21 protein-coding genes are annotated in these 22,543 nt (G+C 66.7%); 14 read left to right on the top strand and 7 right to left on the bottom strand.

The genetic code is table 11. The features are described 5' to 3' along the window. Positions 1-17: 17 nt before the first annotated feature. Positions 18-410 (bottom strand): DoxX family protein, encoded by a 393-nt coding sequence (locus AC5P9W_RS01410; protein ID WP_019660763.1) that lies wholly within the window; start codon positions 408-410, stop codon positions 18-20. Between the two features lie 118 nt (positions 411-528). Here AC5P9W_RS01410 and AC5P9W_RS01405 point away from each other — a divergent pair, with 118 nt between their 5' ends. Together AC5P9W_RS01405 and AC5P9W_RS01400 are read left to right on the top strand one after the other, a co-directional pair. Beyond that, complete coding sequence (locus AC5P9W_RS01405; protein ID WP_019660762.1) at positions 529-948, top strand: H-NS histone family protein; 420 nt, start codon at positions 529-531, stop codon at positions 946-948. 49 nt (positions 949-997) lie between these two features. Continuing rightward, entirely contained in the window at positions 998-1,405 is a 408-nt protein-coding gene (locus tag AC5P9W_RS01400; protein WP_019660761.1) for a hypothetical protein, read from the top strand. A gap of 23 nt (positions 1,406-1,428) precedes the next feature. Here the strand turns inward: AC5P9W_RS01400 and AC5P9W_RS01395 are convergent, their stop codons facing one another. Further along, complete coding sequence (locus AC5P9W_RS01395) at positions 1,429-2,070, bottom strand: glutathione S-transferase family protein (protein WP_058978725.1); 642 nt, start codon at positions 2,068-2,070, stop codon at positions 1,429-1,431. A 472-nt stretch (positions 2,071-2,542) separates the two neighbouring features. Between AC5P9W_RS01395 and AC5P9W_RS01390 the strand changes: the two genes are divergently transcribed. Then, a complete protein-coding gene (locus tag AC5P9W_RS01390) occupies positions 2,543-2,995 on the top strand; it encodes a PA2169 family four-helix-bundle protein (protein WP_005419568.1) in 453 nt (150 codons plus the stop codon). 252 nt (positions 2,996-3,247) lie between these two features. Beyond that, positions 3,248-4,435: a CmlA/FloR family chloramphenicol efflux MFS transporter gene (gene cml / locus AC5P9W_RS01385; RefSeq protein WP_329866108.1), complete on the top strand. Its 1,188-nt coding sequence runs from the start codon at positions 3,248-3,250 to the stop codon at positions 4,433-4,435. A 64-nt stretch (positions 4,436-4,499) separates the two neighbouring features. On the opposite strand, the gene AC5P9W_RS01380 is transcribed toward cml, so the two are convergent. After that, a complete protein-coding gene (locus AC5P9W_RS01380; RefSeq protein ID WP_206621552.1) occupies positions 4,500-7,892 on the bottom strand; it encodes an autotransporter domain-containing protein in 3,393 nt (1,130 codons plus the stop codon). Positions 7,893-8,081: 189 nt separating this feature from the next. Between AC5P9W_RS01380 and AC5P9W_RS01375 the strand changes: the two genes are divergently transcribed. Beyond that, complete coding sequence (locus tag AC5P9W_RS01375; protein ID WP_031270690.1) at positions 8,082-8,282, top strand: hypothetical protein; 201 nt, start codon at positions 8,082-8,084, stop codon at positions 8,280-8,282. A 104-nt stretch (positions 8,283-8,386) separates the two neighbouring features. Next, complete coding sequence (locus AC5P9W_RS01370; protein ID WP_058978719.1) at positions 8,387-8,737, top strand: VOC family protein; 351 nt, start codon at positions 8,387-8,389, stop codon at positions 8,735-8,737. Between the two features lie 259 nt (positions 8,738-8,996). Here the strand turns inward: AC5P9W_RS01370 and AC5P9W_RS01365 are convergent, their stop codons facing one another. Next, positions 8,997-9,302: a KGG domain-containing protein gene (locus tag AC5P9W_RS01365; protein ID WP_019660755.1), complete on the bottom strand. Its 306-nt coding sequence runs from the start codon at positions 9,300-9,302 to the stop codon at positions 8,997-8,999. A 196-nt stretch (positions 9,303-9,498) separates the two neighbouring features. Then, positions 9,499-9,972, bottom strand: a complete 474-nt coding sequence (locus tag AC5P9W_RS01360; RefSeq protein ID WP_188249651.1) for a MarR family transcriptional regulator — start codon at positions 9,970-9,972, stop codon at positions 9,499-9,501. 52 nt (positions 9,973-10,024) lie between these two features. Here AC5P9W_RS01360 and AC5P9W_RS01355 point away from each other — a divergent pair, with 52 nt between their 5' ends. The 3 genes from AC5P9W_RS01355 (at position 10,025) to AC5P9W_RS01345 (ending at position 14,672) form a co-directional block, all read left to right on the top strand. Continuing rightward, the gene (locus tag AC5P9W_RS01355; RefSeq protein ID WP_111098711.1) at positions 10,025-10,936 is read left to right on the top strand and encodes a S41 family peptidase; all 912 of its coding nucleotides are present in this window, start codon (positions 10,025-10,027) and stop codon (positions 10,934-10,936) included. A gap of 98 nt (positions 10,937-11,034) precedes the next feature. Then, entirely contained in the window at positions 11,035-11,928 is an 894-nt protein-coding gene (locus tag AC5P9W_RS01350) for an NAD-dependent epimerase/dehydratase family protein (RefSeq protein WP_019660752.1), read from the top strand. Positions 11,929-12,140: 212 nt separating this feature from the next. Then, on the top strand, positions 12,141-14,672 hold the full coding sequence (locus AC5P9W_RS01345) for a methyl-accepting chemotaxis protein (protein WP_329866106.1): 2,532 nt from the start codon (positions 12,141-12,143) through the stop codon (positions 14,670-14,672). Positions 14,673-14,750: 78 nt separating this feature from the next. Here the strand turns inward: AC5P9W_RS01345 and AC5P9W_RS01340 are convergent, their stop codons facing one another. Further along, positions 14,751-15,137, bottom strand: coding sequence for a DUF2628 domain-containing protein (locus AC5P9W_RS01340; protein ID WP_019660750.1), 387 nt, complete (start codon positions 15,135-15,137; stop codon positions 14,751-14,753). A 214-nt stretch (positions 15,138-15,351) separates the two neighbouring features. Between AC5P9W_RS01340 and AC5P9W_RS01335 the strand changes: the two genes are divergently transcribed. Continuing rightward, positions 15,352-15,522, top strand: a complete 171-nt coding sequence (locus AC5P9W_RS01335) for a hypothetical protein (protein ID WP_021204097.1) — start codon at positions 15,352-15,354, stop codon at positions 15,520-15,522. A 57-nt stretch (positions 15,523-15,579) separates the two neighbouring features. Here AC5P9W_RS01335 and AC5P9W_RS01330 read toward each other — a convergent pair whose 3' ends face one another. Beyond that, entirely contained in the window at positions 15,580-17,622 is a 2,043-nt protein-coding gene (locus AC5P9W_RS01330; protein WP_197575114.1) for a TonB-dependent receptor domain-containing protein, read from the bottom strand. A 494-nt stretch (positions 17,623-18,116) separates the two neighbouring features. Here AC5P9W_RS01330 and mdoH point away from each other — a divergent pair, with 494 nt between their 5' ends. From mdoH to AC5P9W_RS01310, 4 genes are read left to right on the top strand one after another with little or no spacing between them, the layout of a single operon-like run. Then, on the top strand, positions 18,117-20,042 hold the full coding sequence (gene mdoH / locus AC5P9W_RS01325) for a glucans biosynthesis glucosyltransferase MdoH (protein ID WP_019660748.1): 1,926 nt from the start codon (positions 18,117-18,119) through the stop codon (positions 20,040-20,042). Positions 20,043-20,092: 50 nt separating this feature from the next. Further along, positions 20,093-20,752 carry an alpha/beta hydrolase gene (locus AC5P9W_RS01320; RefSeq protein ID WP_019660747.1) on the top strand — a complete coding sequence of 220 codons (660 nt, stop codon included), beginning with the start codon at positions 20,093-20,095 and terminating at the stop codon, positions 20,750-20,752. Between the two features lie 3 nt (positions 20,753-20,755). Further along, complete coding sequence (locus AC5P9W_RS01315; RefSeq protein WP_021204095.1) at positions 20,756-21,799, top strand: sensor histidine kinase; 1,044 nt, start codon at positions 20,756-20,758, stop codon at positions 21,797-21,799. Between the two features lie 10 nt (positions 21,800-21,809). Continuing rightward, a complete protein-coding gene (locus tag AC5P9W_RS01310; protein WP_019660745.1) occupies positions 21,810-22,541 on the top strand; it encodes a LytR/AlgR family response regulator transcription factor in 732 nt (243 codons plus the stop codon). The last annotated feature ends 2 nt before the right edge of the window (positions 22,542-22,543 follow it).

The raw sequence follows: 22,543 nt of genomic DNA, 5'->3' as shown, positions 1-22,543 counted from the left end.
GGCGGCATGCAGCCTGCTTATCCGCGCCGCCCACGCCCATCAATGCTGTAGCGCCCGGCTCCGGTGCAGGCCAGCAGCAGGAAGCCACCGGCCAGGCCCAGGTTCTTCAGGAACATGATCTGCTGGGTCTGATCGGCGAAGTTGTGGTGGAAGATGAAAGCGGTGACCAGGCTGAAACCTGCCAGTACGACCGCCACCAGCCGGGTCTGGAAGCCGAGCAGGATGCACAGGCCGCTGCCGATTTCGAAAGCGATGGTCGGCCAGAGCAGGATGCCGGGAACTCCCATTGCCTCCATGTAGCCCTGGGTACCACTGAGATCACCGAGCTTGCCCAGCCCGGACACCAGGAACAGGGCCATCAGCAGGATGCGTGCAAGCAGGTAGGCGAGCGAATGCGATGAAGTGCTCACGTCGAGGTCCTCGGAGATGGCCGACGCAGGCGATCGGAGCCCACCGGCGGTGAAGCCCGTGTCTACGCGCCGGGCAGGGCGCCTTGACAGCTGCCGCGCTGCAGTAGACCTTTCCCGCATGACGATCGATATTGAATCGCTCAGCCTTCGCGAGCTGGGTGCCCTGGTGGTTGCCGCTGAACGGCGGAAACAGCTGATTTCCAGCCGCCGTCCGGCCAGTGCGGTGCGCCGGATGCTGAAGGCCGCCGCCGCCGAAGCCGGATACACCATCGAAGAACTCTTTGGCGGCCAAGCCTCGGAAACACCTGCGCCCGCCCGCAAACCCGCCCGCCGTAAATCCGGCAAAGTCGCGCCCAAGTATCGCGACCCGGAATACAAGCGCCTGACCTGGACCGGTCGCGGGCGCATGCCGCGCTGGTTGGCGTCCAAGGTGTCGATGGGCCACAAGGTCACCGATTTCCTGATTCCTGGCTTGGCCAGGCCGACCGCTGGCAAGACCAGCACCATCGGCAAGCGGACCGTCATCAAGAAGGGATGAGGCTGCAGCACTGCTACCCTGCCTAGGTCTTTCAACCAAGGAGCACGGGATGGCACACGAGAGTGGCATGATGATCACGCCGAAAGTCCTGCACGCCGCGGCAGGCGCGGCCGTGCTGGTCAGCCTGCTGGCCTGGGCGGTGGAATGGAGCGGGATGGCCTATGTCTGCCCGTACTGCCGCGTGCAGCGCACGGTCATCGGCGTGCTCGGCCTGCTCACGCTGTTCGCGCGCCCGGGGAGCCTCATCGTGCCCTGGTTGTCGTACACAGCCGGTGGCTTCGCGTTCGTGGTCGCAGCGATGCAGCACTTCAACGGCTGGAAGCGCATTTCCGCCGGTGATTTCAGTTTCAACGCGCAGTGGTACATCGATCCGTGGCTGCTGTCCGGCTGCGCGATGCTGATCCTGGTGGCGCAGCTGATGCTGGTGCAGGCCGCCTGCCGGCGCAGCTTGCGCTGAGTATTTCCACGCATGGCGCGGAACTACCCGTTCTGGAATACCGCCAGCTGCGCAGCAAACGCGCGCTGATAGGCGGGACGCTGCGTTGCCCGTGCCACATAGGCCACCAGCAGCGGATACTCGTCAAGCAGCCCGCTGCTCTTCAGACGCAGCAGCACCGAAACCATCATCAGGTCGCCCACGCTGAAATCGCCGTCCAGCCACGGCGCGTTGGCCAGCCATGTTGACAGTTGCGCCAATCGCGCCCGAACCCGCTCATCCAGCATCGGCAGCCGCTGTGCGTACCACGGCTGCTCGCGCTCCAGCACCCAGGCCATGGAGCGCTCGACAATCGGCGGCTCTACCGTGTTCAGTGCGGCAAACAGCCACATGACCGCGCGCATGCGGGCATCCGGATCAACCGGGAGCAGGCCGGAATGTTGTTCGGCCAGGTGCAGGACGATCGCGCCGGATTCAAACAGGACCTGGTGGCCCTCCTGCCAGGTGGGAATCTGCCCGAACGGATTGCGTGCCAGGTGCGCGGGCTGCTTCAGCTCGGCAAAGCTGAGCAGCTGCACGTCATAGGGCACGTCCAGCTCTTCCAGCGCCCAGCGAACGCGCATGTCACGGGCCAAGCCCTGGCCGCGGTCGGGAGAGGTGGCGAAGGCGGTGAGGATGGCGGTCATGGCAGCAGTCCGCGTGGTGAGGGAAGGGCTTTGATGATCTGACGAGCGGGCGTCCCGGAAATCGACATCGATGGCGGCGCCCTGCACGTCACCTGCACGCGTCCTGCACGCACGTACCGCCGCCGATCCATCAGTCTGCCGGGGTCATCCGCAGAGACAGGTAGCAGGCATGAATACCCCCGGAAAACCGAAGCCCAGTTGGCGCCAGAGAAACGTACTGATGGGAGCGCTCGCCGCGGTCGTGGTGATCGTGCTGATCATCCTGTTCGTTCCCTGGTGAGGCTGGCCAGCACCGCTCGATGTGAGCCACGCGCCACTGTGGCGTGAAGCAGTCAGTGCGGGTTGGGTGAAGTGATGTGCATATCAATCGCTGCTCACCCGCGAACCACACGAGCATGTCCACAGTGGAACCGCAGGCAGCGCAGTCGAGGCTGCTTTTCTCCCCCTGAAACGAAGATACAGGAGCAAGGCCATGAGCACCCAGTCCACCATCGAACACCGCCTCAACGACCTGATCGAGATCGCCCGCGACGGCAAGTCGTTCTACGAAGAGGCCGCAACCAAGGTGAAGGATGCCGAGCTGTCGGCCTTGTTCACCCGTATCGCCGGCGTCAAGGGCCGCATCGTCGCGGCGCTGAGCGGTTCGGTGGCTGCCAGCGGCGGCAAGCCGGCCGAGCATGGCACCGTGGTGGGTTCGATGCAGCAGTTCTACGGCAAGGTCCGCGCCGCGTTCGGAGATACCAACTATGGCTACGTGGCCGAGCTGGAAGAGTCCGAGGATCGCCTGCTGGGCGCGTTCAAGGATGTGCTGAAGGATAATGAACTGCCGCCGGCGGTGCGCCAGGAAGTCACTCAGCTGTTGCCCGAAGTGCAGGAGTGCCACAACGTGATGCGCGCGCGCAAGCATGCGATGAAGGCGGCCTGACGATCAGCGGCGGCCCACTCCCCAGGGTCGCCGCGGCCGGGGCGGCACCGCTGCCCCGGCCACCCTGAACCGGTCGCTGCTACACTTGCACCGGTTCCGCACCGCCAACGATCAACACCATGAGCAACGGGAACGGTCCGCAGACAGTTCGCTGAGCCGCAACAACGATGCAGACGTTGTTGCGGTGATCATCCCTGCGATGCACGCGAAGTGGATGGATCGCCGCCGGATCACTCCGGGCGGAGACTCCCCATGTTCAATCGAAAGGCCCCGCGTTGGGCCCACCCGTTGCCGTCGGCCATTGTGCTGATGGCGCCCTTCGACCTCCTGGCCTCGCTGGCCCTGGACGTCTATCTTCCTGTGGTGCCGGTGATGCCGCAGGCACTGCAGACATCCCCGACGCTGGTGCAGCTCACGTTGAGCAGTTACCTGCTGGCGCTCGGGCTGGGCCAGTTGCTGTTTGGTCCATTGTCCGACCGCATCGGGCGACGCCCGGTCCTGTTGCTGGGGGCGTTGCTGTTCGCGCTTTCGTCGTTTGCGCTGGCCCTGTCCGGCAGCGGCGCCGCTTTTCTGGCCTGGCGAACCGTACAGGCGGTAGGAGCGTCGGCGGCATTGGTGGCGACCTTCGCCACGGTCCGTGACGTCTATGCCGATACACCCGAAGGCGCCTCGCTGTATGGGTTGTTCGCTTCGATGCTGGCCTTCGTGCCGGCGCTGGGGCCTGTTCTGGGCGCACTGCTGGCTGGTGCCGTCGGCTGGCGCGCGATCTTCGTTCTGCTCGGCGTACTGGGCACGATCGCCGGCCTGCGCGCGGTGCGGCATTGGCACGAAACCCGCCCGCAGTGCCATGACGGGGCGCGACCGGCGGCACGACGCATCCTCGGCAGCGGCGCGTTCTGGGTCTACACGCTGGGCTTCAGCGCGGGCATGGGCACATTCTTCGTGTTCTTCTCAGTCGCGCCCCGGTTGCTGGTCGGGCGCATGCAGTACTCGCCGCTGTCGTTCAGCCTGGCCTTCGCGACGGTGGCACTGGTGATGATCGTCACGGCGCGGATGGCGAACGCGTGCATTGGGCGCTGGAACGTGCGCGGTACCTTCCTGCGCGGCCTGTGGGTGATGGTGGCCGGGGCGCTGCTGATGGCGTCGGCCGCCGCGTGGCGTCCCTCGTTGATCGGCGTGGTGCTGCCCATGTGGGGCATCGCGGTGGGGCTTGTGATGGTGGTTTCAGTGGCTGCCAACGGTGCGCTGCGTGATTTCGCCGATGCGTCGGGTGCGGCGGTGGCCCTGTACTACGCAGTGCAGAGCCTTATCGTGGCAGGCATCGGCACGCTGGTGATCCTTGTGCTACCCGGCGATACCGTGTGGCCGCTGGTGGCCTATGGGTTGCTGCTGCCACTTGCCAGCCTGGCAGGTGCCGCCGCCCTGCGCCGTCGCGCATAGCGCTGGGGGTGGGCAAAAAAGGGGCGGCCGCAAGGCCGCCCCAACCCGTCAAGAGAACACGTGTTTAGAAGCGGATGGACCAGCGAGCACTGGCCCCATGGTCGCGGCTTTCACTGCCGAACTGGCCGCTGTAGCCCAGCTCCAGCTGCTGCCGCGGCGTCAGCCACGCCGACAGGCCCAGCTCGGCCACGACAGCGTTCTCGGCAATCGGTGCGCCTTCGACTGCAAAGGGCGTGCTGCTGTTGGCAAAGGCCAGGTTGGCCACCTGGCTGCGGTCTCCGAAGGCGCGGCGATAGCCCAGACCACCGCGCAGATGCAGCCAGCTGTCCTGCTGGAATGATGCCTTCAGGCCCTTGTCGAAGCGCAGCCCTGCGGTAGCGGTGGTGGTGCCGGTGTCGTCCACCTCGCCGTGCAGCGCCGCCGCGCCACCGCGCTCGTTGATCTGCTTGAGGTCCACTTCCACGCGAGCCACCTGCAGGTAGGGCTCCAACCCGCCTTCCGCGTTGCCGAAGCGATAGCCCGCTTCGATGAACGCTTGGCGCGCATGCGCGTTGTAGCGCGCGCTCAGGCTGTCACTGAAGCCGGCGAAGCCGACATCGCGCGTGCTCTTCACCTTGTGCTTGCTCCATGCCACGCCACCGCGCAGGCCGAAGCCGCCCCAGGCGTGGCTGGCATAGGCGCCGACGTGCGTGTTGTCGATCTTCGACTTGGCACGGCGCTCCAGCTGCTTCACGTCGGTGCGGCCGGTACCGGCCAGCACGCCGACCTGCCAGCCATCGAACTCGCGGTCGATGCCCACCAGCAGGCCATTGCTGTTGGCATCGGTGCGCGCGGTGTTGCTGTTGCCATCCAGCCTGCTGTTGCCGCCCAGTGCCTGCACCCAGGCACCGGTGGCGTCACCCGTATCGGATCCCGGTGCGGTTGCGCCGGCACGGCGTGACAACGCAGCGTCACGGACATGACGGCTGCCTTCCACCAGCGCCAGCGAGGTGGCTGCGTGCAGCTCGCCGCTGAGGCCGTCGAGTACGGCACCGACCTGCTGCGGGAACAGCTGTGTCAGCGGCTTGGGCAGGCCCTGGTTGATCGCCAGGCCATCGGCCGCCGCCGCAACCGCATGCTGGTTGGGCGTAGTGGCCGCACTGGCCAGCGATGCACCACGGGCCACGTCGATGCGTGCTCCGTTGGCGCCGTACGCCAGGCTGAACTGCAGGAACGGCGAGAACGCGCTGAAGTCGGTCTTCGCGAACTGCCCGTTGAGACCGCCGTCGGCGCGGATGAAATTGAACTGCTCGCCGAGGTAATAGGTGCCCGGCTCCGGCAGCGCGAGCAGGGTACCGCCCAGGGTGGCGGTGCCGGTCACGTGCAACTGGTCACTGCGCCCGCCTGGAGCAAGTTCGGCGGCATAGACGCCGGTTGCGCCCTGCACGTAGTTGCCGTTGATGGTCAGCGTGCCGATTGAATTGCCGGGCGCGATGATGCCGTCGACTTGGGTGGTGCCGAGCGTACCGACACCCTTCAGCAGGCCGTTGGCACCGACCGTGGTGGTGCCGCCGGTCTGCGTGCCGTTGAAGGACACCACGCCGCCGTTGACGCTCAGGTTGCTGTCCTTCAGCACGGCGCTGGCGCTGACCGTACTCACGCCACCGGTAGTGGTCAGTGCGGTGGAGAACAGGCTGCCGTTGAGCAGGAACTGGCCGCCCTGCACTTCGACCGCCGCGGTAAGCGCGTTGGCGCCGTTCAGTTCCAGCGTACCGTCCTGCAGTACCGCGCCGTTGAAGCTGTTGTCACCGCTCAGGCGCAACCAGCCGATGCCGGACTTGGTCAGCTTGCCGGGGCCGCCGATGTCATTGGTCCAGTCATCCCAGGCATCGCCTTCCCACACCTTCAGGCCACCGGCCTTCTGGTTCATCACCACGTTGGTGTCCACGCGCAGCGAGCCGTAGCCTTCGATGGCCTTGCGCAGGTCCATCAGTCCCCAGCCGTAGATCTCGTCGATGCCGGGTGCGCCAAGATCACGCGCGGTGGTCAGCAGCACGTCGCGGACCTGCGCGCTGTCCAGATAGGGGAAGCGTTCGAACAACAGGCCCAGCGCACCGGTGACGTGCGGTGCGGCCATCGACGTGCCGCTGAGCAGCCCGTAGCTGTAGGTTGGCACGCGCTGGGTGACGTCGAGCGACAGGTTGCCGTTGGCATCAACGCCCAACGACGCCGCAACGGCGGAGTCATCGCCGTAGACCGTGGAGTTGATGTTGGAACCCGGGGCCGCCAGGCACCAGTTGGCGCTGAGCCCGCACTTGTTGGAGGTCAGGCTGAGGGTGAAATCCTGTCCAACGTTGACGACGCTGAGCCAGTATTTTTCGATGTCGGCGAAGGCACGCGGCAGGGTGGCGTACATGCCGGCGATCGGGCTGGCCGATACAGGAGCCGCAGCACCGCGCGCCGGCGAATTGCCTGCCGCCCAGACCTGGATCATTCCCCTGGCGCGTGATCCATCTGCATAAGTGGCAAGGTAGTCGCGATAATCGGGATCGTTGTAGATCCGGTCCATCAGCACCGCATCGGGTTCCTTGCTCAGGCCCCAGCTGTGGTTGACCGCGCGCACGCCCTGGGCATTCATCTGCGCATACATGTCGACCACGGCGGACGAATCCGGCCCGACGCTGCCCAGCGAGACTACGGAATACCCGGTCGCCGTACGCTGCCATTCGCTGGCGCTGTTGAAGAACAGGCGGGCCACACTGAGATCGGCGCCGAAGGCCACGCCATGCATGCCGTTGCCATCACGGTTGGCAGCGATGGTGCCGGCAACATGGGTGCCGTGCACTTCGTAGCCGATACCGGGCTGTACATAGGGCCCCGCCAGGATCAGATCGCGGATGTTCTGCGGGACGTTTGCGTTGAACCCGACGTAGCTGACCTGCACGTCGTCGCCGTCACTTGAGAAGCAGGCGCCGGGGCCAGTGAGCTGTGCAGTGTTGGTGCAGCGCGTGCCATCGGCGAGCACGTCGGCGATGTGGATGCTGCGATGGTTCTTGCCAGCGAATTCCGGATGGTCCAGGCCGGTGCCACTGTCGAACACGCCAAGGCGGATGCCGGTGCCCGTCAGGCCACGCGCATAGGCGTCGTCGGCGTGGGTCGCCGCCAGGCCCCAGTCGGCGTTGAATTCCTCCGTGTGCCAACTGGCCGGATCACCTGCGTTACCGAGGAGCGACGTGCTGCTGGCTGCTGCCGTGGGTGTTGCGGCCGCTGCGTTGGCGCCGGCCGACGCGCTCGCCATCGACGTGGGCTGCGCCCATGCCGCCTGCAGTTGGCGCTGCTGCTGCCAAGCGTCGAGTGACTCGCTGGCCATGGCGGGAAGCGCTGCAGCCAGCAACAGCGAACTGGCCACGGCCAACGCCAGGCGGCTGTGCAGCGGGAAGCGGGAGTGGGACGAACAGCCGTGCTGCGGGTGATTCATCGGACAACATTCCTTGGTTGACGGACAACAACGCCGTTAACCCCGCAGCGCGCCAATCACCCCCAGTAGTGTGAAGGAATTTTTATGAACGCGTTAAGGTGGCGTGACGCCGGTGTTCACGTTGCCTCGCGGCTCCCCCGCTACCGTGAGCCGGCCTGGGCTCACCAGGCTTATCAGGGAGTGATGGTGATGCGTACTGTCAGGAAAGTGATCGTGGCGGCGCTGTTCGCGCTGGCGTGTACCGGTTCGGTGGCGGTGGCGGGCCCTGTCGAGCCTTGCGACGCGCCCTGCTGGCGGGCCTACCAGATGTGCCTGGCCAGTGGGGCCGACGCTGGGGAATGCCAGCAGGCGTACAATACCTGCGTGGTCGATCTGTGCATGGGCGTGTGAGTCGCGCCGATTGAGCCGTGTGGGAGCCCCGTCACTGACGGGGCTCTTCTGTTTCCGTGGAAGGTCGGGCAGTCTGGATGGGCCCTGTCCAACGGAAGCATGCCATGGCCGTCAAACGCGTCGTCGCCAACATCGCCACGGCTGAGCCGGAACGGGCCGCTGCCTTCTATGGCGAGCTGCTTGGCATGCCCGTGGTGATGGATCATGGCTGGATCGTCACCCATGGCGGGCAGGGCAGTGCGCTGGCGCAGGTCAGCTTTGCCAGTGAAGGCGGTTCCGGCGCCGCGGTGCCGGACCTGTCGATCGAGGTGGACGACCTGCAGCAGGTGCTGGAGCGCATGCGTAAGGCCGGCATCGCGCTGGAGTATGGGCCGGTCGATGAACCCTGGGGCGTGCGCCGCTTCTTTGTCCGCGATCCATTCGGGCGGCTGTTGAACATCCTCGTGCACACCTGAGCAGGACGGTTCCAACGCCGCCTGCTACCCCGTGACAGGCCGACCCTGCGTGGCAATCGACATCACAGGGGCTGGCAGGACACGCGCGTGCGCCTATCGCGCAACCGGGCGCAATGCACGCCGCGCCGCGGATGCTTACGTGGTACCGCAGTGGCACGGCCGTCGGCGTCGGCTGGGCGATGGCATCGGCCGGTACCCTGGCCCAGCTTGTGGCTGCAGGATGGCACCGCCGACGGGAAACGGCCTGGCCGCGTGATGATCACTTCTGCTGGCGGTGCGGAGCCTCTCCACCATGCTCGATCTGCTGCTGCTGCTGCTGCTGCTGCTGGCGCGCGTTGGCGTGGCGCGCGTGCCCACCCTCGCGCCCGATCGCGGCCATGTGCTGCCGATCACGGCTGATCGCCTCGCCGCCCTTGCGGCCTGCCGCACGTGCCTCATCGCGGCTGAACTCATGCGCATTGCCGGAGGCATGCGCCGCACGTCCGCCTTTGGCAGCGATCGCGCGCTGCTTGGCCTGGTCCATCGAGGCGAAGCCCCGGTTGGAGCGGTGATTCTGCTCAGTCATGGGAAGTATCCTTCTGCATGGGCGGCGCCGTGGTCGGCGACAGCGCCAATGCTTGGCCAGTGCGTGCTAAGCCGAGGTCGCCATCCCCGCCGTGGTCTTCACCCGGCATGCGCACGTGGTTGATGAGTCCTCCATTCAGGCGAATGCCAGGACCACCACCACCGGCGAACACGCGGGGTGTCGCCGACGCACTGCATCAGCGCAGGCGGGCGTCGCGCAGGCGTTGCGCGAACGGTCGTTGCTCCAGCACCTTCAATGCCTCACGCAGCACCTGTTCCAACGACTGTCCAAGATCGGCGTCGAGACTGCGGGCCGCTAGCTCCGTAGCCTGCCACTGCGCCTGCAGCGCCGGCAATGCCTGCAGGGCGTGCGGGCTCAACTGCAGGATGCGTTCGCGGCTGTCCTCGCCCACCGCAGCGTGCAGCCAGCCGTCGTGCACCATCGCTGAAACCGTCTGGCTGAGCGCGGAGTGGCTGAGCCCGCAGGCCAGTGCCAGATCCTTGATGCGGCAGGGGCCCTGCACCATCAGCGTGCGCAGCACCGGGGTGTAGCGCGGCCGGTAGTCCAGTTGCAGATCCCGGTAGGCCTGCTCGACCGCCGGGTCGAGCTGGTCGAGCTGGTCGAGCAGGGCACGCAGCAGCGTTCCCAGAGTTGCACGTTGGAGATCCATGATGACAATGATATATAAGCACTTATATATCATCAAGGCGACGGAGGCGATCATGACGGTTTCGTGGATGCTTGGCGCGTTGCTGGCGGCCGCCTGCCCGGCGCAGGACGCCGTGCTGCAGGCAGCGGCCACGGCGATAGAGGCGCAGTACCTGGATGCGGCCGAAGGCGCACGCATTGCCGAAGCCGTGCGCGGCTGGTCCACCCAGCAGCGCTATGTGGACAGCTGCTCGGATCCGAAGGCTTTCAGCGCACGCCTGAACCAGGACCTGGACACGTTCGATGGCCACTTCCATGTAGAGCGCGTGGACGCAACGGCCGGCCAGGACGACTGGCTGATGGCATGGCGCGCGGATGCGCGCAGCAATGGCGCTGGCGTGCGCGAGGTACGGGTGCTGGAGGGCAACATCGGTTACCTGCGGCTGAGCACATTCTATCCGCTGGATCTGGCCCGGCCGAAACTCGCCGCCGCCCTCGAGCTGCTGGCCGACACCGATGGCCTGGTGCTGGATCTGCGCCAGAACGGCGGCGGGGATGACGGCAGTGCCGACCTGCTGGTGCGCACGCTGTTGGACGCGAAGATCGACGCGGTGCAGCAGTTGGACCAGCGCGGGCGGCGCACGCTGGTACCACTGCCGCCGGCAAGCCTGCCCACTTACCTGAAGCCGCTGGTCGTGCTGATCGATCGCCGCACCGCGTCGGCTGCCGAGTTCGTCGCCTACTCGCTGCAGGCGCTGGGCCGTGCACGCATTGTCGGCACGCGCAGCGGCGGCGCTGCACACATGGTCGATGATCCTGTGCTGCTGCCGGATGGCTATCAGATCAGCATTCCCGATCGGCAGCCGATCAATCTACATACCGGAACCAACTGGGAACGCACCGGTGTCACGCCCGACGCGGCAGGCGGTGACGATCCGCTGTTCGTCGCGCGGCAGCTGCTGGCCCGATCGGCCTCGCGGGAATGAACGCACAATTGCAATTGCGCCCTATCGCAGACGACATGCAGCGTGCCTAGAATCGAGGCATCCCGGTAGTTCCCGGGCGCTTCGAGTGAATGGACTCAATGAAGATTCTGCTGACCGGCAGTTCCGGGCGGATCGGGCGCGCGATCTTCGGCGCATTGGCGGCCTCCCACGAAGTGGTGGGGCTGGATCGCAGCCCATTCGCCACCACCCGCATCATTGCCGATGTCACCGATCACCAGGCTGTCGCACGGGCGGTGCAGGGCGTTGACGCGGTGATCCATACCGCCGCCCTGCACGCACCCCACGTCGGCCTGGTGCCGGACGGGGTGTTCCACCAGATCAACGTGGAGGCGACCGCGCACCTGCTGCAGGCCGCACGCGAAGCCGGGGCGCGGCGATTCGTGCTGACCAGTACAACCGCGCTGTACGGCCACGCCGTGGTCGCCGGTGGCTGCCGTTGGATCGATGAAGACACCGAGCCGTTGCCGCGCACGATCTACCACCGCACCAAGCTGCAGGCCGAAGCACTGGCCGAAGCCGCTGCGGCGCCGGCCTTCAGCGTGCGCGTGCTGCGCATGGCCCGCTGCTTCCCCGAGCCGCCCGAACGCATGGCGATGTTCCGCCTGCACCGCGGTATCGACGCACGTGATGTAGCCAGCGCGCATGCTGCACTGCTGCTGGACGAAGGCGCCGCTTTCGCGCGTTACATCGCGTGCGCTCCGACGCCGTTCCGGCGTGAGGATTGCCTGGAGCTGGCCACCCACCCGCGCAGCGTGCTGGCACGCCGCGCGCCACAGCTGCTGGCCGAGTTCGAACGACGGGGCTGGCCGCTGCCGTTGAGCATCGATCGCGTCTACGACAGTGCCCGCCTGCGCAGCGTGCTGGGCTGGCAGCCGCGCTTCGGCCCGGACGACGTGCTGCAGCAGTACGCCGCCGGCAGCATCGAGGTGCTGCCAAGGGCGGAGTGGATCAAGGATCGGGTCGCCGAATGAGATGGTCGCAGGGGGCGGGCACCGAGCCCACCCTGAGCAGGTTCAGGAATGTGCAGGCCGCTGGCCTCAATCTCGATGGCGGCCGGCCGCTAAACCCGGTGTGCCTCGTGCACCGGGCGCGGCCCGGCGGCCGGTGGCCTGCGCGACGGATCGCGCGCCTGCGCGGTGTCCTCGTGACGCCGGTCGTCCTGAATTGCCTTGCGGACCCTCCCATGCCTTCTTCCCGCTCCGCCACTGCCCAACGCCCGGGCAGCATCGCCCACAAGCTGATGCTGGGCACCGCTGTGATCGCGCTGCTGTGCTTCGGCCTGACCGCGTTCCTGATCTACCGGCAGGCCAGCGCCAGTCTGATCAGCGCCTCGCGCCAGACCATGACCAGCGAGGCCAACGCCGAGGCGCGCCAGGTGGCGGCTGACCTGGGCACCGCCTTTGCCAGCAACGATGCCATGGTTGAAAGCGTGCTGGCCCAGCGTGCCCGTGGCGACGTGCCCGACCGCGCCAGCCTGGCGGCGGTGCTCGGCGAACAGCTGCGTGCTCATCCGCAATGGCTCGGCAAGAGCACCATGTGGGAGGCCGATGCCTTCGACGGCAAGGATGCGGAGTTCGTCAATACCGAAGCACACGATGCCACCGGCCGTTACATGAGCTACTGGGCCTGGCAGGACGGCAAGCCGCAGCAGTCGGTGATGACCGATTACACCGAGACCGCCAGCGGATCGGGCGACTGGTACATGGGGCCCAGCCGTGACAAGCTGCCCAAGGTCAGCGAACCCTACGCCTATGACATCGCCGGCCAGAAGGTGCTCATGAGCACCCTGAGCACGCCGATCATCGAGAACGGCAGATTCCTGGGCGTGTTCACCGTGGACTTCTCGCTGGCGGCGTTGCAGAAGCACCTGGCCACGCTGAAGCCGATGGGGGCCGGTCGTGTCGAACTGCTGTCGCCGAAGGGTGTGGTGCTGGCCTCGGCCAATGCCGCCGAGATCGGCAAGCCGCGCAGCGACGCGCAGACCCGCAGCATGCTGGCCGACATTGCCGCCGACCGTCCGTTCGAGGCCTTCACTCCGGATGCGGCCGGCAATGTGCGGGTGTATGTACCGCTGCGGGTCGGCGATGCGCCGCAGCGTTTTGCCCTGGGCGTGGTGATGCCGCACGCGGTGATCGTGGCTGAGGCACGCCAGCTGCTGTGGCTGACCCTGCTGGTCGGCGTGATCGCCGCGCTGAGCCTCAGCGCCGGTGTCCATGTACTGCTGCGCCGCCTGGCGATCCGCCCGTTGGCCGAAGCGGTGCGCGTGGCCGGTGATGTCGCCGCCGGCAAGCTGGACAGCACGCTGCCGGCGCGCAGCAACGACGAAGTGGGGCGACTGCTGGACGCGATGCAGGGCATGCGTGGGCAGTTGCAGTCAGTGATGGCTGCGCAGGCCGAAATGGCGCGCCGCCACGATGCCGGGGAACTCAGCTACCGCATGGATGCTGCGGCGTTCCCGGGCGAGTACGGCCGCATGGTGGCCGACAGCAACCAGCTGGTGGCCTCCAGCAATGCGGTCACCCAGCGCCTGGTCGAGGTGATGCAGCGCTACGCCGTGGGCGACCTCAGCGTGGACATGGAAGCGCTGCCGGGCGAGAAGGCGGCATTCACCGCCGCGATGGCAACCACCAAGGGCAACCTGGCTGCGATCAACGAGCAGATCCAGCAGCTGGCCGCCGCCGCCGCTGCCGGTGATTTCGCCGTGCGCGGTGATGCGCTGCGCTTCGAGCATGATTTCCGCCGCATGGTGGAGACCTTGAACACAATGATGCAGGTCAGCGACCACAACCTGGCTGCACTGTCTACGCTGCTGCGCGCGATCGCCGCCGGCGACCTCACTGCGCGCATGCAGGGTGAGTTCCACGGGGTGTTCGCGGTGATGCGCGACGATGCCAACAGCACCGTGCAGCAGCTGACTCAGATCGTCGGACAGATCCAGCAGTCGGCGGCCAGCATCCGCCTGGCCGCTGGCGAGATCGCGGCCGGCAACAGCGACCTGTCGCGCCGCACCGAACAGCAGGCCGCCAATCTGGAAGAAACCGCCGCGTCGATGGAGGAACTGACCTCCACCGTGCGCCAGAATGCCGACCACGCGCTGCAGGCCAACATGCTGGCCGGTTCCGCAGCGGGCGTGGCCAGCGAAGGGGGCGAGGTGGTCAGCCAGGTGGTGCAGACGATGCAGCAGATCGAAGCCTCGTCGCAGCGCATCGCCGAGATCATCTCGGTGATCGATGGCATTGCGTTCCAGACCAACATCCTGGCATTGAACGCGGCGGTGGAAGCCGCGCGGGCCGGCGAGCAGGGCCGTGGCTTCGCCGTGGTCGCCAGCGAAGTCCGTGCGCTGGCGCAGCGCTCAGCGGGTGCCGCCAAGGAGATCAAGGAGCTGATCGACGCTTCGGTGGCACAGGTCGGAGCCGGTGCGCAGCTGGTGCACGGTGCCGGACGCACCATGCAGGACATCGTCGGTCAGGTCGGCCGCGTGAATGAGATCATGGCCGAGATCTCGGCCGCCTCGCGCGAACAGTCGGCCGGCATCGAGCAGGTCAACCAGACCGTGGTGCAGATGGACGAAACCACCCAGCAGAATGCTGCACTGGTGGAGGAAGCCAGTGCAGCAGCCCGCGCGATGGAGGAGCAGGCCGAGCAGCTGGCGGTGGCGGTGTCGCGCTTCCGCCTGCAGGCCGGGCCGATGGCCACGGCACGCCGCGCGGCCTGAGCCAGAAAACGAAGACGCCCGGCGGAGGCCGGGCGTCGCTTGCATCCTTGCCGCGCATCCCTGCGCAGGTCTGATGGCTCAGAACATGCCTTCAAACGGGTTCCAGCTGGTGCGCCCTTCCACCTTCTCCAGGTAGTAGCTGTAGTTGGTGCTGGAGGCGACCAGCAGGTTCATGGCGATGAACAGCATGCGCCCGACAACGTCGGGAAGGAACATGGTGATGATGGCCAGTACGATGTTGATGCCGATCACCACCAGTGCCTTGCGCCACATGCCAAGGATCAGCAGGTAGATGGCGCCGAAGAACAGCGCGAAGAAGTTCAGGTTGATCTTCAGGCGGTCACCAAAGGACAGCGCCTTCCAGGCCTGCTTGAAGCCGGGGTTCTTGGGGGCGCCGTGCTGGCGGAAGAAGTTGAAGCGGAACTGCCACTTCGGGCTGAACTGGGACAGGTCAGTGGTATTCATTGGGGAAACATCCCTGTGAGAAAACGTTTTCATGATAGGACAAGTCCTATTCAGGATCCAAGCGCTGCCGTCAAAAATGTGACGCCTGCCTTGTTCCGACGGCTGCGGCCCGGCGCCGCACCGTCACCCGCCCGCCTTGTTTTTAGGTTAGGGTGCGCAGTTCCGCTGCCGCCGCGGTTGACCCCGGCGGCGGCGGGATGTCCATGGAGGTTGCATGACCACAGCTGCTACACCGGAAAACGCACCGGGGCCGGTGCTCCTGCCGACACCTGAAGTGGTGCAGGCACAACAACTGCTCGCGCGCCAGCAACTGGCGGTGGCGATGGACCGTGCGCGCACGGCCGCCACGCGGGACGCGGCGCCGGCCGCGCTGGAAAGCGAGTAATCCGCCACCGTTGATCGCGCTGGCATCACGCCAGCGCGATCACGGCGCGCGCGCGGCTCAGAACCGTGCGGTCATGCTGAGGAAGTAGCTGCGCCCAGCGACGAAGTAGTCGGTGGAGCCTTCGGCATACAGCGTCTTGTCGGCCAGGTTGCTGATGCCACCGCGCAGGGCCAGCACCTCGTTGACGTTAAGCGCTGCGGTCAGGTCATACAGCGCGTAGGCCTTGAGGAAGGTCGTCGCCGTGCCGGTCTGCCTGCCGGTGTACTGCGCCGACAGGCTGCTGGAAAACACCGTGTTGGGCGTCCAGTCCAGCGACGAATAGCCGGAGAATTCCGGCGTATCGATCAGGTTGCGGCCGGTAGTCAGGTTCTTGGCTTCCTTCATCCAGGTTGCCGAGGTGCGCCAGCGCCAGTGCTCGCCGAAGCGGAAATTGAGGTTGCCTTCCATGCCGCTGGTGCGTGCGCGCTGCACGTTGCTCATCCGTGTCCACCAGATGCCGTTGAACCTGCCCAGCGGTGCGTACTCGATCTTGTTCCTGAAGTCGGTGTGGAAGTAGGTCAGGCCGGCATCGACCAGGTCGTTGCCAAAGCTGATGCCGATCTCGCGGTTGGTGCTGGTTTCCGGGTCCAGGTCCGGGTTTCCGGCCATGTAGCAGCCGCCACGGGTATAGCCCAGCGGGATCAGCGAGGTGCAGCCACGGCCCCCGGACTGGGTGGCGGCGCTGGGCGAGTTCTCGGTCAGGCTGGGCGCGCGGAAGCCCTTGGAAACGCCACCGCGGATGGTCCATTGCTCGGCCGGATGCCAGACCAGGTAGGCGCGCGGGCTGACGTGGCCACCGAACTTCTCATGGTGGTCCAGGCGCGCGCCCAGGGTCAGTGCCAGGGTGCGGTGCAGCTTCAGTCCGTCTTCTACGAACAGGGCCCAGGTATCCACTTCCAGATCGGAACCGCTGACGGCATTGCCGGCATAGTCGATCGGCGCGCGGCCGATGGTATCGGTGTTGGTCAGTTCCTGGCGCTTCCACTGGCCGCCCACGGCAAACTGGTGTTCAACGCCGAGGGTGAACGGCGTGGTCAGGTTGCCCTCGATGATCGTATCTGTTGCTTCGGAACGGCCGGTAGCACCGATGTTGTTCCTGTACTCGGTCCAGTACGCACTGATCTTCGAATTGCCGAAGCTCCACTTGCCATCGTGGTTGAGCGCCAGCGAGCTGCGTTTGAGCTCACTGGCACCCCACGCGCTTTCATCCTGCTTTTCCAGCGACGCATCGATGAAGGTCTGCTGCACGCCATGGCCGGCTTCCAGCGACAGCGCCTGTGCGTCGCTCAGGTTCCACTGCAGCAGCGCGTCGACATTGCGGTCCTTCTCGCCCGCATAGGCATTGCCGTAGACACCGCCGTTGGAGCGGTCCGAATCGCGGCGCATGCTGTTGGCGCCGATGCGCAGGCCAAAGCGCTCGCCGAGCGGGCCGGAGAACGTTGCGCCGATCTGCTGGGTATCGCCGCGCTTGCCGTCAGCGGGGCGGGTGTAGCTGTGGGTGGCGCTGCCGCTCCAGTCATCACCGATGCGCTTGGTGATGATGTTGATCACCCCGCCCATGGCATCGGAGCCATACAGCGACGACATCGGCCCGCGCACCACTTCGATGCGTTCGATCTGCTCCGGCGAGATCCAGTTCAGATCCTGACGGCCGAGGTCGGGGCGGTAGTTGGTCGACGCCGAGCTGCCCATGCGCTTGCCGTCCACCAGCACCAGCGTGTAGTTCGACGGCATGCCGCGCAGCTTGATCTTGGACTGCTCGCCGACCGCGCTGAGGCCACCGGTCACGCCCGGCACACGGCTGAGCAGGGTGGCCAGGTCGTGCACCGGCTGACGTTCGATGTCCTCGCGGCTGATTACGCTGATGCTGGCCGGGGCATCCTTGATCCATTGCTGGTTGCCCGAGGCGGTAACCACCACGGTATCCAGATTCGTGGTGGAGGCATCGGCGCTGGCCTCTGCGGCAGCCATGCCGGGCAGGCCAAGCAGGCAGGCGGCGGCCAGGGCGCTGGCCAAGCGGGTGCGCGGCGGGCGCGCGGGACGGGAACGGGACAGGGGCATGATGGCTTCCATCGGAGGAGGGAGACCCGATGGAGGCAGCAGGCGCACGCAGACAGCGGGCAGCTCCCTTCCATGGGTCGTACGGCGCCGGAGCTGGAACCGGCGCAGCTGGGTGGGTTTTGACCGTGCGGACGACGGCAACCTGCCTGGTTCATGAAATGATAACCGTTCGCATTTGTTACGATCCAGCACAGGAGGCGACGAGGTGACATCCGATACCTGGCTGCCAGACTCGCCTGCTGTTTGCTGAATGGGGATAAATCCCGGCGTAGGCCTTCGCACCCGGCTTACATCCGGCGCCCTAGACTGGGCCGCATTTTCGATTCCGCCCTGTTGGAGATCGTGTGGGTTCCGGTAGTGACAGACAGCGACTGCGCGGCGTGAGGCCGACGCAGCCAGGACAAGTGCGGGCGCCGGGAAAGCGCGCCGGGAACCTTGGTGCATGCAGCCCGGCCGGGATGGCCGGCCGTGCCGACCGCGCGGAGTAGGCGGCAATGGGGGTGCAGACCATCCATGCGGAAGCGGATACGCCCCGGCTTGATGCCGGCTGGGCGCTGCTGCCGGTGGAATCGCCGTTGCAGATGCCCGAGCAGACCCTGCGCGAGGGCCATCTGAAGGTTCGACGCCACCGCACCTCGCCGCGGCTGATCGGCCTGCGCCGGTTCTACATCTTCGGCGGCACGCTGGCGATGACCGCCATCGCTACCCGGATGATGTGGCGGGTGCTGTCGGCCAACGGCATCAGCGTGCTTGAAGCCTGCCTGCTGGTGCTGTTCGTCGGCCTGTTCGCCTGGATTGCGCTGTCGTTCGCCAGTGCCGTGGCCGGCTTCCTGACGGCGGTGTTCGACCGGGGTTACCGGCTGGGCATCGATCCGGACAAGCCGCTGCCTACGGTACACAGCCGCACCGCGCTGCTGATGCCAACCTACAACGAAGACCCGCGCCGCCTGCTGGCGGGCCTGCAGGCGATCTACGAGTCGGTGGCGGCCACCGGCCAGCTCGACCGCTTCGACTTCTTCGTGCTCAGCGACACCCGCCGCGAGGACATCGCCGGTGCCGAGGAACAGGTGTTTGCCGAACTGCGCGAGCGTGTACCTGATGGCCGGGTGCGGCTGTTCTACCGCCGCCGTGGCGACAACAGCGGGCGCAAGGCCGGCAACATCGCCGACTGGGTGCGCCGCTTCGGCGGCGCCTACCCGCAGATGCTGATCCTGGACGCCGACAGCCTGATGACCGGCGACAGCATCGTGCGCCTGGTGGCCGGCATGGAACACAACGCCGACGTCGGCCTGATCCAGACCCTGCCGTCGGTGATCGGTGGCCGTACCCTGTTCGCGCGCATGCAGCAGTTCGGTGGCCGCGTGTACGGGCCGGTGATTGCGCGTGGCGTGGCCTGGTGGCATGGCGCCGAGAGCAACTATTGGGGCCACAATGCCATCATCCGCACCCGCGCCTTCGCAGACCACGCCGGCCTGCCAGCGCTACCAGGACGCAAGCCGTTCGGCGGCCATGTGCTCAGCCATGACTTCGTCGAAGCGGCGCTGATGCGGCGTGGTGGCTGGGCCGCGCACATGGTGCCCTACCTGGGTGGCAGCTACGAGGAAGGCCCTCCGACACTGACTGACCTGCTGGTGCGCGACCGCCGCTGGTGCCAGGGCAACCTGCAACACGGCAAGGTGGTCGGCAGCCGTGGCCTGCACTGGATCAGCCGCACGCACATGCTGATCGGCATCGGCCATTACTTCACCGCGCCGATGTGGGCGATGCTGATGCTGATCGGCATCGCCATTCCATTGTTCCAGGAAGGCATTGATTTCAACGCCCTGCTGCACCTGTCGCCCAGCGTTTACTGGCGCGCACAGGACGAAGAACAGGTGGTTCGCCTGTTCGCTGCCACCATGGCCGTGCTGCTGCTGCCCAAGGTGCTGGGGTACCTGGCAATGCTTCTGGAGCCGGTCGACCGTCGTGGCTGTGGTGGCGCGATCCGCGCGTTCGTTTCGATGCTGGTGGAAACCGTACTGGCCGCGCTGATGGCGCCGGTGGTGATGTACGTGCAGTCGCGCGGCGTCGCCGAAGTGCTGTCCGGGCGCGATTCCGGCTGGGACGCGCAGCAGCGTGACGACGGTGGTATCTCGTGGCTGGCGCTGATCCGCGGCTATGGCGGCCTCGGCGTATTCGGTGCCTTCATGGGCGTGCTGGCCTGGGCCGTATCGCCGTCGCTGGCCGCGTGGATGGCGCCGGTGGTGATCGGCATGGTGCTGGCGGTCCCGGTGGTGGCGCTGACGTCATCGCGCGGGCCGGGTACCTTCCTGCATCGGCTTGGCCTGCTCGATATCCCCGAAGAGAACATCCCGCCGCCGGTGCTGGTACGCGCTGCACAGCTGCGCCGGGAAGCGGCCGAACAACCGCCGCTGTACTGATCGCCCTGCGGCAGCGGCATAATGCGGCTCGAACTTGAAGGAGCCACATCATGCTGCAAACGGTGGAACAGGAAACCGGCGCCTCGCCGCAGTGGTCGGTGATCTGGCTGCACGGCCTTGGCGCCGACGGTCACGACTTCGCGCCGATCGTGCCGGAGCTGGTGCGTCCGCACTGGCCAGCGCTGCGCTTCGTGTTCCCGCATGCGCCGGTGCGGCCGATCACGATCAACAACGGCGTGCCGATGCGCGGCTGGTACGACATCGTCGGCATGGATTTCCGCTCGCGCGCCGACATGGCCGGCGTGCAGGACTCGGTACTGCAGCTGGATGCGCTGATCGCGCGTGAGATCGAGCGCGGCATCGCTCCGGAGAAGATCTTCCTGGCCGGTTTCTCGCAGGGTGGCGCGATCATCCTGACCGCCGCACTGTCACGCACGGCGCCACTGGCCGGCCTGATTGCACTGTCCACCTACCTGCCCGAGGCCGAGAGCGCCAAGCGCGCTGACGGTGCGGTGCAGGTGCCGGTGTTCATGGCCCATGGCAGCAGCGACCCGGTGATTCCGCAGGCGGTGGCCGTACACAGCGCGCAGGCCCTGCAGGCGATGGGCCTGGAGGTGGAGTGGCACAGCTATCCGATGGCCCACCAGGTCTGCGCCGAAGAAATCCAGGCGCTGGGTGACTGGTTGCAGGAACGCCTGGGCGCTGCCTGAGCCATGTCACCGGCCAGCGCCCCGCCGTGGATGCCGGAACTGTGCCGCCTGCCGCGGCTGGCGGCGATGCTCGGCCTGGCCGAGCTGGTGGTGGTGGTACTGGCGCTGGCGCCCGACGGTAGCCGTCACTGGACCTTCGGCGAACTGCTGTCGGCCAGCGGCTTCGCGTTGTGGCTTGCGCTGGCGGTGACCGCCAGCCTGTGCCTGCTGCGGCAGGCGCTGTCGAGGCTGCCGCAGGTGCTGGGGGCTGTGGCGGCCATCGCACTGGCGACACTGATCGCGGTGATCTGCGCCGGCATCGTGCATGCGCTGTACGCGGTGCTGGGCGACAACTTCGCCCGCGGCATCAGCTTCTGGCGCTTCACGCTGGGCAGCGCGGCCACCACCGCGCTGATCACCGCGCTGGCCCTGCGCTATTTCTACGTGAGTGACCGCTGGGCCGCGCAGGTGCAGGCCAACGCACGCGCACAGGCCGATGCGCTGCAGGCGCGGATCCGCCCCCATTTCCTGTTCAACAGCATGAACCTGATCGCCAGCCTGCTGCATCGCGATCCGGCGGTGGCCGAGCGTGCGGTGCTGGACCTGTCCGATCTGTTCCGTGCTGCCCTAGGCGCGGGCGAGGGCGATTCCACCCTGCGTGACGAATGCGAGCTGGCCGAGCGCTACCTGTCGATTGAATCACTGCGCCTGGGCGAGCGTCTGCAGGTGCGCTGGCTGCGCGATGAGCCGCTGCCTTGGAATCTTCCCCTGCCTCGCCTGGTACTGCAGCCGCTGGTGGAGAACGCCGTGCTGCATGGCATCTCGCGGCTGCCCGAGGGCGGCACCATCGAGCTGCAGCTGGTGCGCGAGGGCAACGAGCTGCAGATCCGCGTGCGCAACCCGGCGCCCGACCCGCAGGCGCCCGGACTGGCCCTGGCGCGCGGTGCCGGCCATGCCCAGCACAGCATCGGCCATCGGCTGGCCTGGCGTTTCGGCAGCGCCGCGCGGATGACGGCTGGCTGGAGCGAGGGCTACTATGCCTGCCAGGTGACAGTGCCGATCCAGTGAGGGAGCGATCGTGAGGGTAGTCATCGCCGATGACGAACCGCTGGCGCGCGAGCGCCTGCGCAGCCTGTTGTCCGCGCAGGACGGCGTGGTCGTGGTGGCCGAGGCCGGTAACGGCGAGCAGGCCCTGCACGCGTGCGCGGAGCTGCAGCCGGACCTGGTCCTTCTGGATATCGCCATGCCCGGGCTGGATGGCCTGGAAGCGGCCCGTCATCTGGCCAGCTTCGAACCCCGGCCGGCGGTGGTGTTCTGCACCGCCTACGATGCGCATGCGCTGTCGGCGTTCGAGGCTGCGGCGATCGACTATCTGATGAAACCAGTGCGCGCCGAACGCCTGGCGGCGGCGATTGCACGCGCACGCACGTTCCTGGCCGGCCGTGATGGCCAGCCGCAGGACCATCGTGGGCAACAGGCACGGAGCATGCTGTGCGCACGCCTGCGTGGCAGCCTTCGGCTGATCCCGCTGGACGACATCCACTACCTGCAGGCCGAAGAGAAGTACGTGGTGGTGCACCACGCGCGTGGAGAAGACTTGATCGAAGAGTCACTGAAGTCGCTGGAAGAGGAGTTCGCCAGCCGCTTCATCCGCATCCATCGCAACTGCCTGGTGGCGCGCCATGAGCTGGTGGAGCTGCGTCGTGGCACGGGCGGCCAGGTGCAGGCGATGCTGCGCCATGGCAAGCAACCGCTGGAAGTCAGCCGCCGCTGCGTGGCGACGCTGAAGCAGGAACTGCGGCATCTGTGAGG

The organism is Stenotrophomonas sp. YJH_SMC_33 (assembly GCF_059372295.1).
Note: the sequence above shows the minus strand (reverse complement) of the source record. Positions and strands in the feature narration are given on the sequence as shown.

Excerpts from the sequence above, each read along its gene's own strand:
- AC5P9W_RS01375 (WP_031270690.1), top strand. The coding sequence starts at position 8,082 with ATGCGTACTGTCAGGAAAGTGATCGTGGCGGCGCTGTTCGCGCTGGCG.
- AC5P9W_RS01360 (WP_188249651.1), bottom strand. The coding sequence starts at position 9,972 with ATGGATCTCCAACGTGCAACTCTGGGAACGCTGCTGCGTGCCCTGCTC.
- AC5P9W_RS01335 (WP_021204097.1), top strand. The coding sequence starts at position 15,352 with ATGACCACAGCTGCTACACCGGAAAACGCACCGGGGCCGGTGCTCCTG.
- AC5P9W_RS01380 (WP_206621552.1), bottom strand. The coding sequence starts at position 7,892 with ATGAATCACCCGCAGCACGGCTGTTCGTCCCACTCCCGCTTCCCGCTG.
- AC5P9W_RS01340 (WP_019660750.1), bottom strand. The coding sequence starts at position 15,137 with ATGAATACCACTGACCTGTCCCAGTTCAGCCCGAAGTGGCAGTTCCGC.
- AC5P9W_RS01355 (WP_111098711.1), top strand. The coding sequence starts at position 10,025 with ATGACGGTTTCGTGGATGCTTGGCGCGTTGCTGGCGGCCGCCTGCCCG.
- AC5P9W_RS01320 (WP_019660747.1), top strand. The coding sequence starts at position 20,093 with ATGCTGCAAACGGTGGAACAGGAAACCGGCGCCTCGCCGCAGTGGTCG.
- cml (WP_329866108.1), top strand. The coding sequence starts at position 3,248 with ATGTTCAATCGAAAGGCCCCGCGTTGGGCCCACCCGTTGCCGTCGGCC.
- AC5P9W_RS01350 (WP_019660752.1), top strand. The coding sequence starts at position 11,035 with ATGAAGATTCTGCTGACCGGCAGTTCCGGGCGGATCGGGCGCGCGATC.
- AC5P9W_RS01390 (WP_005419568.1), top strand. The coding sequence starts at position 2,543 with ATGAGCACCCAGTCCACCATCGAACACCGCCTCAACGACCTGATCGAG.
- AC5P9W_RS01365 (WP_019660755.1), bottom strand. The coding sequence starts at position 9,302 with ATGACTGAGCAGAATCACCGCTCCAACCGGGGCTTCGCCTCGATGGAC.
- AC5P9W_RS01395 (WP_058978725.1), bottom strand. The coding sequence starts at position 2,070 with ATGACCGCCATCCTCACCGCCTTCGCCACCTCTCCCGACCGCGGCCAG.
- AC5P9W_RS01370 (WP_058978719.1), top strand. The coding sequence starts at position 8,387 with ATGGCCGTCAAACGCGTCGTCGCCAACATCGCCACGGCTGAGCCGGAA.
- AC5P9W_RS01405 (WP_019660762.1), top strand. The coding sequence starts at position 529 with ATGACGATCGATATTGAATCGCTCAGCCTTCGCGAGCTGGGTGCCCTG.
- AC5P9W_RS01315 (WP_021204095.1), top strand. The coding sequence starts at position 20,756 with ATGTCACCGGCCAGCGCCCCGCCGTGGATGCCGGAACTGTGCCGCCTG.
- AC5P9W_RS01330 (WP_197575114.1), bottom strand. The coding sequence starts at position 17,622 with ATGCCCCTGTCCCGTTCCCGTCCCGCGCGCCCGCCGCGCACCCGCTTG.
- AC5P9W_RS01345 (WP_329866106.1), top strand. The coding sequence starts at position 12,141 with ATGCCTTCTTCCCGCTCCGCCACTGCCCAACGCCCGGGCAGCATCGCC.
- AC5P9W_RS01400 (WP_019660761.1), top strand. The coding sequence starts at position 998 with ATGGCACACGAGAGTGGCATGATGATCACGCCGAAAGTCCTGCACGCC.
- mdoH (WP_019660748.1), top strand. The coding sequence starts at position 18,117 with ATGGGGGTGCAGACCATCCATGCGGAAGCGGATACGCCCCGGCTTGAT.